Genomic DNA, 14,172 nt, shown 5'->3' with positions numbered 1-14,172 from the left:
CGGATAAGCGCCTAATGGCGCTTGTTTTTTAGTTTATAAAAGAGTAAAATGTAAGGGATTACTCAAGTAAAAATGGAGAAGAAATAGTAATGACAAATGGAAAAATTTTAGGTTTGGATATTGGTATTGCATCTGTTGGTGTTGGTATTATTGAAGCGAAAACTGGTAAAGTAGTCCATGCTAATTCACGTCTTTTTTCTGCTGCAAATGCAGAAAATAATGCAGAGCGAAGAGGATTCCGTGGCTCAAGACGCTTAAATCGTCGTAAAAAACACCGTGTTAAACGAGTTCGTGATTTATTTGAGAAATATGGGATTGTTACTGATTTTAGAAATTTGAACTTAAATCCTTATGAACTTCGTGTAAAAGGGTTAACAGAACAACTTACAAATGAAGAGCTATTTGCTGCTTTACGAACAATCTCAAAAAGACGAGGGATTTCATACTTAGATGATGCAGAAGACGATTCAACTGGTAGTACTGACTATGCAAAATCTATTGATGAAAACCGTCGCTTGCTAAAAACCAAAACTCCTGGTCAAATTCAATTGGAACGTTTGGAAAAATATGGTCAGTTACGAGGCAATTTTACTGTTTATGATGAAAATGGTGAGGCTCATCGATTAATCAATGTTTTTTCAACTTCTGATTATGAAAAAGAGGCACGTAAAATTTTAGAAACTCAAGCGGATTACAATAAAAAAATTACTGCTGAGTTTATTGATGATTATGTTGAAATCTTGACTCAAAAAAGAAAATATTACCATGGACCAGGTAATGAAAAATCTCGTACAGATTATGGACGTTTTCGCACAGATGGTACAACGCTCGAAAATATTTTTGGCATTTTAATTGGTAAGTGTAACTTTTATCCTGATGAATATCGTGCTTCTAAAGCTTCCTATACCGCACAAGAATATAACTTTTTAAATGATTTAAACAATTTGAAAGTTCCAACAGAAACTGGTAAATTATCTACTGAACAAAAGGAATCTTTAGTTGAATTTGCTAAAAATACTGCAATATTAGGTCCTGCTAAATTATTAAAAGAAATTGCTAAAATACTAGATTGTAAAGTTGATGAAATTAAAGGATATCGTGAAGATGATAAAGGCAAACCAGACTTACATACATTTGAGCCTTATCGAAAATTAAAATTCAACTTAGATTCAGTTAACATTGATTATTTATCAAGAGAAGTCCTTGACAAATTAGCTGATATTTTAACACTTAATACAGAACGCGAAGGTATTGAAGATGCCATCAAGCGTAATTTGCCAAATCAGTTTACTGAAGAACAAATCTCTGAAATCATTAATGTTAGGAAAAGTCAAAGCACAGCTTTCAATAAAGGTTGGCATAGTTTTTCAGCTAAACTAATGAATGAATTAATTCCTGAATTGTATGCTACATCTGATGAGCAGATGACAATTCTAACAAGATTAGAGAAATTCAAAGTTAAGAAAAAATCATCAAAAAATATAAAAACTATTGATGAAAAAGAAATCACAGATGAAATTTATAATCCAGTTGTAGCTAAATCTGTTCGACAAACAATAAAGATTATTAACGCAGCGGTTAAAAAATATGGTGATTTTGATAAGATTGTTATTGAAATGCCACGTGATAAGAATGCTGATGATGAGAAGAAATTTATTAATAAAAGGAATAAGGAAAATAAGAAAGAAAAAGATGACGCTTTAAAACGTGCAGCTTATCTTTATAATGGTACTGATAAATTACCTGATGAGGTCTTTCATGGAAATAAACAGTTAGAAACAAAAATTCGACTTTGGTATCAACAAGGTGAACGTTGTTTGTATTCTGGCAAACCAATTCCAATTCAAGAGTTAGTACATAATTCAAATAATTTTGAAATTGATCATATTTTACCTCTGTCGCTTTCTTTTGATGATAGTTTAGCAAATAAAGTATTAGTTTATTCTTGGACAAATCAAGAAAAAGGACAAAAAACTCCTTATCAAGTAATTGATTCTATGGATGCAGCATGGTCATTTAGAGAAATGAAAGAGTATGTCTTAAAGCAAAAAGGACTTGGAAAGAAAAAGCGTGACTATCTTTTAACAACAGAGAATATCGATAAAATTGAAGTTAAGAAGAAATTTATTGAGCGTAATTTAGTAGATACTCGATACGCATCACGCGTTGTCCTTAATAGTCTTCAATCTGCATTAAGAGAGTTGGGCAAAGATACTAAAGTTTCTGTTGTTAGAGGTCAATTCACCTCACAACTACGTCGAAAATGGAAGATTGATAAATCGCGTGAAACATACCATCATCACGCTGTTGATGCTTTGATTATCGCTGCTTCCAGTCAATTGAAATTGTGGGAAAAACAAGACAATCCAATGTTTGTGGATTATGGAAATAATCAAGTTGTTGATAAACAAACAGGGGAAATTTTGTCCGTTTCTGATAATGAATACAAAGAATTGGTATTCCAACCACCATATCAAGGTTTTGTTAACACGATTTCAAGTAAAGGATTTGAGGACGAAATTTTGTTCTCTTATCAAGTTGATTCAAAATATAATCGTAAGGTTTCTGATGCAACTATCTATTCAACACGAAAAGCTAAAATTGGAAAAGATAAAAAAGAAGAAACTTATGTTTTAGGGAAAATCAAAGATATTTACAGTCAAAATGGATTTGATACCTTTGTTAAGAAATATAACAAAGATAAGACACAATTCTTAATGTATCAAAAAGATCCTTTAACATGGGAAAATGTCATTGAGGTGATTCTTGGAGACTATCCAACTACAAAAAAATCTGAAGATGGGAAAAATGATGTCAAATGTAATCCATTTGAAGAATATCGTAGAGAAAACGGCTTAATCTGCAAATACAGCAAAAAAGGAAAAGGCACACCGATTAAATCTCTTAAGTACTATGATAAAAAATTAGGAAATTGTATTGATATAACACCTGAGGAAAGCAGAAATAAAGTTATTTTACAATCAATTAATCCTTGGAGGGCAGACGTTTACTTTAATCCAGAGACTTTAAAATATGAACTGATGGGATTAAAATATTCTGATTTAAGTTTTGAAAAAGGAACTGGTAATTATCATATTTCACAAGAAAAATATGATGCGATAAAGGAAAAAGAAGGCATTGGTAAAAAATCTGAATTTAAGTTTACTCTTTACCGAAATGATTTGATTTTGATAAAAGATATAGCTAGTGGCGAACAAGAAATTTATCGCTTTTTATCTCGAACAATGCCAAATGTAAATCATTATGTGGAATTGAAACCATATGATAAAGAGAAATTTGATAATGTTCAAGAATTAGTTGAAGCTTTGGGAGAAGCAGATAAAGTTGGACGTTGTATAAAAAGTTTAAATAAACCCAACATCTCAATATATAAGGTTCGCACAGATGTTCTTGGTAATAAGTATTTTGTTAAAAAAGAAGGTGACAAACCTAAATTGGATTTTAAAAATAATAAAAAATAATTACTATAAGGGGTTGCAATTTTTATGTAAACGCTATATAATAGTTCTTGCAAGGGACGCCTTGCACGGTTACTTAAATCTTGCTGAGCCTACAAAGATAAGGCTTTATGCCGAATTCAAGCACCCCATGTTTTGACATGGGGTGCTTTTCGTTGTATCAAAGGAGAATATGATGACTTGGAGAGTTGTGCATGTTAATCAAAGTGAGAAAATGCGCTTAAAACTGGACAATATTGTTATCAAGAAATTAGGAGAAGAATATACTATTCCATTAAGTGATATTTCCATTATTGTAGCAGAGGGTGGAGATACGGTTGTTACTCTTAGATTATTAAGTGCTTTAAGTAAATACAATATTGCCCTTATTGTTTGTGATAATCAACACCTACCTACGGGAATTTACCATGCGCCTAATGGGCATTCGAGAGCTTATAAAAGATTACAAAAACAATTGGAATGGAGTCAAGAACAAAAGGATAAGCTATGGCAAATTGTTACCTATTTTAAAATCAATAATCAACAAGATGTATTATCAATATTTGAAAGAGATATTGATGCTATTCAATTGCTTGCTGATTACAAGGATAACATTGAGTTAGGGGATAAGACTAATCGTGAGGGACACGCCGCCAAAGTTTATTTTAATGAACTTTTTGGCAAACAATTTACGCGCGTGACTCAACAGGAAGCTGATGTTATTAATGCTGGTTTAAATTATGGCTATGCTATTTTTAGGGCGCAGATGGCAAGGATTATTGAAGGGTATGGTCTGAACCCTTTAGTTGGTATTTTTCATAGAAATGAATATAATCAATTCAATTTAGTTGATGACTTAATGGAACCATTTAGACAAATAGTAGATGTTTGGGTTTACCAAAATTTGCGCGATAAAGAGTATTTGAAATATGAGTATCGTCTTAATTTAACTAATCTTTTAAATGCCAAAATTAAGTATGGCAATGAAAATTGTACGGTGACTGGTGCTATGGATAAATACGTTCAAGGATTTATAAAATGCATTGATAAAAAGGATACAAGTAAATTCTTTTGTCCAGTCGTTTCTAGTTTAGAATTGGAGTCTTAATATGAGGTATGCAGCAATGAGATTATTATGTTTTTTTGATTTACCAATGGAAACTGCACAAGAAAAAAGAGTTTATCGAAATTTTAGGAAAGAATTGATTGCTAATGGTTTTGAAATGTTGCAATTTTCTGTTTATTATAGAACGTGTCCAAATCGTAGTTTTGCTAATAAGTTCTATAAGAGATTGCAACAAAGTAACTTACCGGCTGGTAATGTCAGGCTTTTGGCAGTAACGGAAAAACAGTTTTCAGAAATGACTTTAATAGTTGGTGGTAAAACTAAACAAGAAGAAGTGGTTAGTGATAATAAATTGGTGGTCATATGAGATTACATTTTACACATCCTTATAAGGATAATTTAGATATTAATTTTGGGCAGTTTACGCAGATTATTGGTCAAAATCAACAATTGAAATACTACATGTGGCAAATTTTTATGTGGTATTTTGACGGTAAAAAATACTCTGAAGAAGATTTATCGCTTTTTAATCAAGAAGAACCTGAAATTTTATGTGAGGGTAAGAGTTTAAAGAAAAACAGTTTTAGTGTCATTTCAATTTCAGATATTCAAGATTTACTAGAACAAATGTCTTATAAAAGAGGAACAGTTGCTTGTGATTTTTTGAAGCTACACTTAAATACTGTTGATGTTATGACTGAAGTTGATGAGATTAATGATAAATTAGATAAAATTTCCTTAACAGTTAATCATAACCTTGATTTATCAATTAAAGATGTGATTTACCATACCGAGAGTTGTGTTGTCACTTCTGAACAATTATTGAGCAAATATTTTCAGCCCTATTTTAATTATCAGGGAAGAAATATCTCTTTTGAGTTTGTCGATAACGAGACTAAAGTAATGTTTTTGCTTAAGATGTTGCAGGAGAGATTATCAAACGATACTAACAATATCCTTTTAATTTTCAAAAATATGGATGACTATCTTGATTATTCTTCTTTTATAACTATTTGTAAGACTATTACGCAAATGACTGAGAAATTTCCTAATTTTTATTGTACAATTTTCCCGTCAAATGAAAGTTATTTATATGTTACTAAAGAAACAGTTGAACATGTTACCATTGTTTCAGACTTTATTGAATCATTGTTTGACTTAGATTTTATGTATGAAAGATTTATTGGTAAATACCCATCAAATAATATTCCAAGTAAAAGTGAGTTTTTGATATTACTTCAAAAAAATGCAAGTTATCTGTTTAGTGATCAGATTTCATATATTAGTTTAGGAATTTCAGATATGGTAGCCATTAAGATTTTAAATAGTTTATACCAGTATGATAAGTCTGTTGTATATCCAATACCTAAGATAGACCCGCTAGAAATAAGCTTTTTAAAGGACAAAGATTGACTTTTTTGCCTAATCAAACTATAATCGATTTGTAGGATACAAAAACTAAAAATGACGATTTGAGGTTTTTGTACTCTCAAGATTTAAGTAACCGTAAAACAATCTGCGTAGTTGTCAGCATATCTTTGGTGTTTTTGTACTCTCAAGATTTAAGTAACCGTAAAACATGGCTGCGAGAAAATGGCTATCTAATCAGGTTTTTGTACTCTCAAGATTTAAGTAACCGTAAAACATTGCAAAACAAGGTCAAGCCAAATTCGGGTTTTTGTACTCTCAAGATTTAAGTAACCGTAAAACTAAATCCGCCACCAGTAGCGTTGTCGGCAAGTTTTTGTACTCTCAAGATTTAAGTAACCGTAAAACGAAGTCTTTGGTGGTTATACACAAGGAACAGTTTTTGTACTCTCAAGATTTAAGTAACCGTAAAACCAACAGTTGAATGCGTTGGAAGCTAAACGAGTTTTTGTACTCTCAAGATTTAAGTAACCGTAAAACTGCAACGACACATACCAGTGAATCAAAGGCGTTTTTGTACTCTCAAGATTTAAGTAACCGTAAAACTTGGTTGATTGGTTCTTGTTGACAATCTCTGTTTTTGTACTCTCAAGATTTAAGTAACCGTAAAACAATGATTGGATAACTGCTATCTTTCTCCCAGTTTTTGTACTCTCAAGATTTAAGTAACCGTAAAACTGATTTCTTTTCTAACATCTGCACTTCTAAGTTTTTGTACTCTCAAGATTTAAGTAACCGTAAAACGCGCCTGCCCAAAAAGAAAAAGCCCTGCTTGTTTTTGTACTCTCAAGATTTAAGTAACCGTAAAACTTGGTTGATTGGTTCTTGTTGACAATCTCTGTTTTTGTACTCTCAAGATTTAAGTAACCGTAAAACAATGATTGGATAACTGCTATCTTTCTCCCAGTTTTTGTACTCTCAAGATTTAAGTAACCGTAAAACTGATTTCTTTTCTAACATCTGCACTTCTAAGTTTTTGTACTCTCAAGATTTAAGTAACCGTAAAACGCGCCTGCCCAAAAAGAAAAAGCCCTGCTTGTTTTTGTACTCTCAAGATTTAAGTAACCGTAAAACCGCCTGTGGCATTATCAGCATAAGCGATATGTTTTTGTACTCTCAAGATTTAAGTAACCGTAAAACGACGCAGATGTTCAATGCAGGTGTCTTCACGTTTTTGTACTCTCAAGATTTAAGTAACCGTAAAACTGCAAATGGCAGTTTACAAAACAATGCTTGGTTTTTGTACTCTCAAGATTTAAGTAACCGTAAAACTATGACAAGCTGTTATCAGTTTCCATTGGCGTTTTTGTACTCTCAAGATTTAAGTAACCGTAAAACTTTTCATCAATTATGAAGGTTTTGCACTGTGTTTTTGTACTCTCAAGATTTAAGTAACCGTAAAACTGCAAATGGCAGTTTACAAAACAATGCTTGGTTTTTGTACTCTCAAGATTTAAGTAACCGTAAAACCTACAAGCTCACGTTCAACATAAGCGAGTGGTTTTTGTACTCTCAAGATTTAAGTAACCGTAAAACGCAAAGAAGCTGGGCTCACGCAAGATGAACGTTTTTGTACTCTCAAGATTTAAGTAACCGTAAAACAACCGCTAAACTCAATGTTTCTGAAACAGCGTTTTTGTACTCTCAAGATTTAAGTAACCGTAAAACTACTTCCAGCTAGGTTGATACGGCTCTAGCGTTTTTGTACTCTCAAGATTTAAGTAACCGTAAAACTGCCTTTCGCAACCAAACATAATAAGTTTTGTTTTTGTACTCTCAAGATTTAAGTAACCGTAAAACCTACTAAAGCGGCAATTCCTGCAATCGCTAGTTTTTGTACTCTCAAGATTTAAGTAACCGTAAAACTCCATCGAAATGCGTAAGGACGTTAAGTAGGTTTTTGTACTCTCAAGATTTAAGTAACCGTAAAACATGAAGCAGGCTATAATTCTATCGCAGTAAGTTTTTGTACTCTCAAGATTTAAGTAACCGTAAAACTTCAAACAAAACAAGCAGCCCAGTTCGTGTGTTTTTGTACTCTCAAGATTTAAGTAACCGTAAAACATAGGCCTGTAGTTAGTATCGTCTCTACGAGTTTTTGTACTCTCAAGATTTAAGTAACCGTAAAACCGCCGTCCCCAAGTGGTTTGGCGGTTCACTGTTTTTGTACTCTCAAGATTTAAGTAACCGTAAAACCGAATGCGGTTATTCCTGAGTTTGATATACGGTTTTTGTACTCTCAAGATTTAAGTAACCGTAAAACTCGTTAGTCATAGCTAGTTTTAAAGCGTATGTTTTTGTACTCTCAAGATTTAAGTAACCGTAAAACTTATTTCTTCATCATAGTCAACAACTTTATGTTTTTGTACTCTCAAGATTTAAGTAACCGTAAAACGATAACCGCTGTTAAAGTAACCAGTACCAGGTTTTTGTACTCTCAAGATTTAAGTAACCGTAAAACGTAAAACAGGTAAACAAGGGTATGTAGGTTGTTTTTGTACTCTCAAGATTTAAGTAACCGTAAAACTGAACTGAATAGAGCAGTAGAAGCACAATTGTTTTTGTACTCTCAAGATTTAAGTAACCGTAAAACCAAGCCATGAAGACCTTGTCACAACAAGCTGTTTTTGTACTCTCAAGATTTAAGTAACCGTAAAACAAAGCTTGTTTTCATTGGTTAGGCACATTGGTTTTTGTACTCTCAAGATTTAAGTAACCGTAAAACTCGTATGTTGATGTCACTTATAGCCCAGAGTTTTTGTACTCTCAAGATTTAAGTAACCGTAAAACCAAGTGTTTGATATGTAAGAGTTTTCTCATGTTTTTGTACTCTCAAGATTTAAGTAACCGTAAAACGCTTGTGGTAGATACCTATGCCACGTACTAGTTTTTGTACTCTCAAGATTTAAGTAACCGTAAAACAAATGATTGTATTTTGAGGTGATGTATGAAGTTTTTGTACTCTCAAGATTTAAGTAACCGTAAAACATTTTGTTTTCAAATCAGCGAACGCTTCTGGGTTTTTGTACTCTCAAGATTTAAGTAACCGTAAAACCGGCTTACCGTCAAACATTACGACTTTTTCGTTTTTGTACTCTCAAGATTTAAGTAACCGTAAAACCGATAGTAATCCAACCTAGCTCGATTTGCAGTTTTTGTACTCTCAAGATTTAAGTAACCGTAAAACGAAATAGGCACTTCAAAGGTAATTTCTTTAGTTTTTGTACTCTCAAGATTTAAGTAACCGTAAAACATTACTAACTGGTATTCCGTATTTATCCAGGTTTTTGTACTCTCAAGATTTAAGTAACCGTAAAACAAAACAATATACGAAAATTCGTATTAGAAAGTTTTTGTACTCTCAAGATTTAAGTAACCATAAAACACTAATATGCTTTTAGACGAAATCATTTTATAATATTTAACCTTTTTAGCATCTTATGATGCTTTTTTCTTTTCTTGAAATGACTTCTAAAACTTTTTATAGCAACGTTTCTGTTTATCTGTTATAATAGAAACAATGATTAATTGTATAGGATTGTAAGATGGATATTCAAGAATTAAAAAAACGACAAGAGAAGATTCGTAATTTCTCTATTATTGCACATATTGACCACGGGAAGTCAACTTTGGCTGACCGTATTTTGGAAAAAACTGAGACGGTTTCTAGTCGTGAAATGCAAGCTCAACTCTTGGATAGCATGGATTTGGAGCGTGAGCGTGGTATCACGATTAAGCTTAATGCGATTGAGTTGAACTACACGGCTAAAGACGGTGAAACCTACATTTTCCACTTGATTGACACCCCAGGACACGTTGACTTTTCATATGAGGTGTCACGTTCTTTGGCGGCTTGTGAGGGGGCAATTTTGGTTGTCGATGCGGCACAAGGTATCGAAGCTCAAACCCTTGCCAATGTTTACCTAGCCCTTGATAATGATTTGGAAATTCTGCCAGTTATCAATAAAATTGATTTGCCAGCAGCAGATCCAGAGCGTGTGCGTCAAGAAATCGAAGATGTGATTGGTCTTGATGCTTCAGAGGCTGTGCTTGCTTCAGCAAAAGCAGGTATCGGGATTGAAGAAATCCTTGAACAAATTGTTGAGTACGTGCCAGCGCCAGCAGGAGATGTTGAAGCACCGCTTCAAGCGCTTATCTTTGACTCTGTTTATGATGCTTACCGCGGGGTTATTCTGCAAGTTCGTATCGTTAATGGTATGGTAAAACCTGGTGATAAGATTCAATTGATGTCAAATGGTAAAACGTTTGATGTTACAGAAGTTGGTATCTTCACGCCAAAAGCTGTTGGACGTGATTTCTTAGCAACTGGTGATGTTGGTTATATCGCAGCGTCAATCAAGACAGTTGCTGATACTCGTGTGGGTGATACAGTAACTCTTGCTGAAAATCCAGCAGAAGCACCGCTTCATGGTTACAAACAAATGAACCCAATGGTATTTGCTGGTCTTTACCCAATCGAATCAAATAAATACAACGACCTCCGTGAAGCACTTGAAAAATTACAATTGAACGATGCAAGTCTCCAATTCGAGCCTGAAACATCACAAGCTCTTGGCTTTGGTTTCCGTTGTGGTTTCCTTGGTTTGCTTCACATGGACGTTATCCAAGAACGTTTGGAACGTGAATTCAACATTGATTTGATTATGACAGCGCCATCCGTTGTTTACCATGTTAACACGACTGACGGCGAAATGCTTGAGGTGTCAAATCCGTCTGAATTCCCAGACCCAACTAAGGTTGCAAGTATCGAAGAACCATATGTGAAAGCACAAATCATGGTTCCACAAGAATTTGTCGGAGCAGTTATGGAACTTGCCCAACGCAAACGTGGCGACTTTGTGACAATGGATTACATTGATGAAAATCGTGTCAATATCATTTACCAGATTCCGCTTGCTGAAATTGTCTTTGATTTCTTTGATAAATTGAAATCATCAACACGTGGTTATGCAAGTTTTGATTACGAAATTTCAGAATACCGTAAATCAAAATTGGTTAAAATGGATATTCTCCTTAACGGTGATAAAGTTGATGCGCTCAGCTTCATTGTTCACAACGAATTTGCTTATGAACGTGGTAAATTAATCGTTGAAAAACTCAAGAAAATCATTCCACGTCAACAATTCGAAGTGCCAATTCAAGCAGCTATCGGTCAAAAAATCGTTGCACGCTCAGATATTAAAGCTCTTCGTAAAAACGTGCTTGCCAAATGTTACGGTGGTGACGTTTCTCGTAAACGTAAATTGCTTGAAAAACAAAAAGCAGGTAAAAAACGTATGAAGGCTATTGGTTCTGTTGAAGTGCCACAAGAAGCCTTCTTGTCAGTGCTTTCAATGGATGACGATAACAGTAAAAAATAAAACGATTAAACAACTGAATTTATTTCAGTTGTTTTTTTGAGAAATTTTAATGCTTCGAGCTAAAGTGAGAAAGAGGTTTTGGGACGAAATGTCTTTGTTTTGAGATAGTTTCATAATGAATTTGCAAGCTTTTGTTAAGAGTAATTTTAGAGAACTGTTCAAATTTTCAGTTATTTTATGATACAATAGAATTAAAACTATATCATGGGAGAGTTGTATGAAATTACTGACAAATGTGTCACAATTAAAAGGAACTTTGCGAGTTCCTGGAGATAAGTCAATCAGTCACCGTTCAATTATGTTCGGCAGTCTTGCCAAGGGAACAACAACTGTTCATGATATTTTGCGTGGTGAAGATGTGCTGTCAACAATGCAAGTATTTCGTGATTTAGGGGTTGATATCCAAGATGACGGTAACATCGTAACCATTACAGGTGTTGGCTTTGACGGGCTTAAGGCTCCAAAAAACAAACTAGATATGGGAAATTCAGGAACATCAATCCGCTTGATTTCTGGCGTGTTAGCAGGGCAAGATTTTACGGTTGAAATGTTTGGTGATGACAGTTTGTCAAAACGCCCAATGGACCGCGTGACAATTCCGCTTCGTCAAATGGGAGTTGAAGTGTCAGGGCAAACAGACCGTGATTTGCCACCGCTTACTATGCGTGGTAGCAAAGCGCTTAAACCGATTCATTATCAACTTCCTGTGGCGTCTGCTCAAGTGAAGTCAGCACTCATTTTTGCAGCTTTGCAAGCTGACGGTGAGTCTGTCATCATTGAAAAAGAAAAAACACGCAATCACACAGAAGATATGATTGTTCAGTTTGGTGGTGCAATTGACGTTAATGACAAAGAAATTCGCATCAAAGGTGGTCAAGAATTTACTGGTCAAGATGTAGTTGTCCCAGGTGATATTTCATCAGCGGCTTTCTGGTTAGTCGCAGGGCTCATTGTTCCAAATGCTAAAGTAACCCTTGAAAATGTCGGTATCAATGAAACACGTACTGGTATCATTGATGTTATCAAGGAAATGGGGGGCAAAATGACCATTTCAAACGTTGATGAGATTGCTAAATCAGCAACGATTACCGTTGAAACATCTGAACTTCACGGCGTTGAAATTGGTGGCGAAATCATTCCGCGTTTGATTGATGAATTGCCAATTATCACTCTTCTTGCCACACAAGCTAATGGTACAACGATTATTCGTGATGCAGAAGAGTTGAAAGTAAAGGAAACAGACCGTATTCAGGTGGTTGCGGATGCTCTTAATGCAATGGGTGCTGACATTACGCCAACAGATGACGGCATGATTATCAAAGGAAAGACACCGCTCCATGGCGCTAAAGTCAATACTTTCGGTGATCACCGTATCGGTATGATGACTGCCATTGCTGCGCTTTTGGTGTCAGACGGAGACGTTGAACTAGAACGAGCAGAAGCGATTAATACAAGCTACCCAAGCTTCTTTAATGATTTGGAGGTACTCTCACGTGGCTAGAATTATTATTGGTTTTATGGGGTCTGGGAAATCAACGATTTCATCATTGTTAGATAAAAATTACATTGATATGGATGCTTTGATTACAGAGCGTATCGGCATGTCAATCGCAGACTTTTTTGCTAAAGAAGGTGAAGCTAAATTCCGTGAAATTGAGTCGCAAGTGCTTGCGGAATTGGCTGATTCTGACCAAGTCATTTCAACTGGTGGTGGTGTTGTCATCAATCCGATTAACAGAGAGATTTTAGCAAAAAATCCAGAAACGATTTACCTAAAATCAGACTTTGAAACGCTTTATGACCGCATTGAGCATGATACAGAAAATGTTCGTCCTTTGTTTGTCAACAACAGCAAGGAAGCTTTCAAAGAAATCTTTGATGGTCGCCAAGAAATGTATGAAGCAGCAGCTAATCGTATTATTGACGTGGCTGGTAAAACGCCTGAAGAAATTGTTGAGGAAATCGGATGAAAGTTGGCTATTTAGGACCAAGTGCTTCTTTTACGCATAATGTTGCTGTTAAGGCATTTCCAGAAGCTAATCGCATGCCTTTTGCAAATATCACCGAAGTTATCAAATCTTATGAAGAAGGTTTTGTGGATTATGCCATTATCCCTGTTGAAAATTCAATCGAGGGTTCGGTGCATGAAACGTTGGATTACCTTTTTCATCAAGCTGAAATTGAGGCGATTGCAGAAATCATTCAACCGATTAAACAACAGCTTTTAGCAACAACACAAACAAAGAAAATTGAAAAGATTTTTTCACACCCGCAAGCTATTGCTCAAGGGAAAAAATACATTAAAGCACATTATCCAGCAGCAAAAATTGAGATGACGGTTAGTACGGCTTATGCCGCACGTTTCATTGCCGAAAATCCAGAGGAAAACTTTGCTGCCATTGCGCCAGTAGCTGCCGCAAAAGAATACGGTTTGGAAATTATTGCCCAAGATATTCAAGAAATGGATGAAAACTACACGCGCTTTTGGGTACTAGGCCATCAAAAACGGTCGTTTGATTTGGCAAAACTCAATCAAAAAGTTTCATTGGCATTGACCTTGCCAGATAACTTGCCTGGTGCGCTTTATAAAGCATTATCTGTTTTTGCTTGGCGTGGCATTGATTTGACTAAAATTGAAAGTCGCCCTTTAAAAACAGCTTTGGGAGAATATTTTTTCATCGTTGATGTTGAAAATAAAAATGATACACTAGTGTCATTTGCACTAGAAGAATTGAGTATTCTTAGTATTGGCTATAAAATCCTCGGACGTTATGATGTTTATAAACTATAAAATCCTCTGATTTTTGGTATTTAGGAATTGTTAAGCGTTTGTGCTTGC

The 14,172-nt window shown here is 34.7% G+C and carries 8 protein-coding genes and 1 CRISPR repeat array; all 8 genes read left to right on the top strand.

Annotated elements, in window-relative coordinates; translation table 11 throughout:
* Positions 1-89: 89 nt before the first annotated feature.
* Positions 90-3,482, top strand: a complete 3,393-nt coding sequence (gene cas9, locus SMA_RS07060) for a type II CRISPR RNA-guided endonuclease Cas9 (RefSeq protein WP_014294907.1) — start codon at positions 90-92, stop codon at positions 3,480-3,482.
* 172 nt (positions 3,483-3,654) lie between these two features.
* Positions 3,655-4,566 carry a type II CRISPR-associated endonuclease Cas1 gene (gene cas1 / locus SMA_RS07055; RefSeq protein WP_012962168.1) on the top strand — a complete coding sequence of 304 codons (912 nt, stop codon included), beginning with the start codon at positions 3,655-3,657 and terminating at the stop codon, positions 4,564-4,566.
* Position 4,567: 1 nt separating this feature from the next.
* Positions 4,568-4,891, top strand: a complete 324-nt coding sequence (gene cas2, locus SMA_RS07050; protein WP_014294906.1) for a CRISPR-associated endonuclease Cas2 — start codon at positions 4,568-4,570, stop codon at positions 4,889-4,891.
* Positions 4,888-5,937 carry a CRISPR-associated protein Csn2-St gene (gene csn2-St, locus SMA_RS07045; RefSeq protein WP_014294905.1) on the top strand — a complete coding sequence of 350 codons (1,050 nt, stop codon included), beginning with the start codon at positions 4,888-4,890 and terminating at the stop codon, positions 5,935-5,937. Before cas2 ends, csn2-St begins: the two co-directional genes overlap by 4 nt.
* Before the next feature lie 64 nt (positions 5,938-6,001).
* A CRISPR array of direct repeats spans positions 6,002-9,337; the repeat unit is 36 nt; unit sequence GTTTTTGTACTCTCAAGATTTAAGTAACCGTAAAAC.
* Between the two features lie 160 nt (positions 9,338-9,497).
* On the top strand, positions 9,498-11,333 hold the full coding sequence (gene lepA / locus SMA_RS07040) for a translation elongation factor 4 (RefSeq protein WP_014294904.1): 1,836 nt from the start codon (positions 9,498-9,500) through the stop codon (positions 11,331-11,333).
* A gap of 217 nt (positions 11,334-11,550) precedes the next feature.
* Positions 11,551-12,834: a 3-phosphoshikimate 1-carboxyvinyltransferase gene (gene aroA, locus SMA_RS07035; protein ID WP_014294903.1), complete on the top strand. Its 1,284-nt coding sequence runs from the start codon at positions 11,551-11,553 to the stop codon at positions 12,832-12,834.
* Complete coding sequence (locus tag SMA_RS07030) at positions 12,827-13,303, top strand: shikimate kinase (RefSeq protein WP_014294902.1); 477 nt, start codon at positions 12,827-12,829, stop codon at positions 13,301-13,303. Before aroA ends, SMA_RS07030 begins: the two co-directional genes overlap by 8 nt.
* Positions 13,300-14,124 (top strand): prephenate dehydratase, encoded by an 825-nt coding sequence (gene pheA, locus SMA_RS07025; RefSeq protein WP_014294901.1) that lies wholly within the window; start codon positions 13,300-13,302, stop codon positions 14,122-14,124. Before SMA_RS07030 ends, pheA begins: the two co-directional genes overlap by 4 nt.
* Positions 14,125-14,172 lie beyond the last annotated feature (48 nt).

Origin of the sequence: Streptococcus macedonicus ACA-DC 198 (genome assembly GCA_000283635.1) — a bacterium.
GTDB classification, from domain to species: Bacteria; Bacillota; Bacilli; order Lactobacillales; family Streptococcaceae; genus Streptococcus; species Streptococcus macedonicus.
The sequence above is the reverse complement of the archived record's forward strand: the minus strand, read 5'-3'. Positions and strand labels throughout refer to the sequence as shown.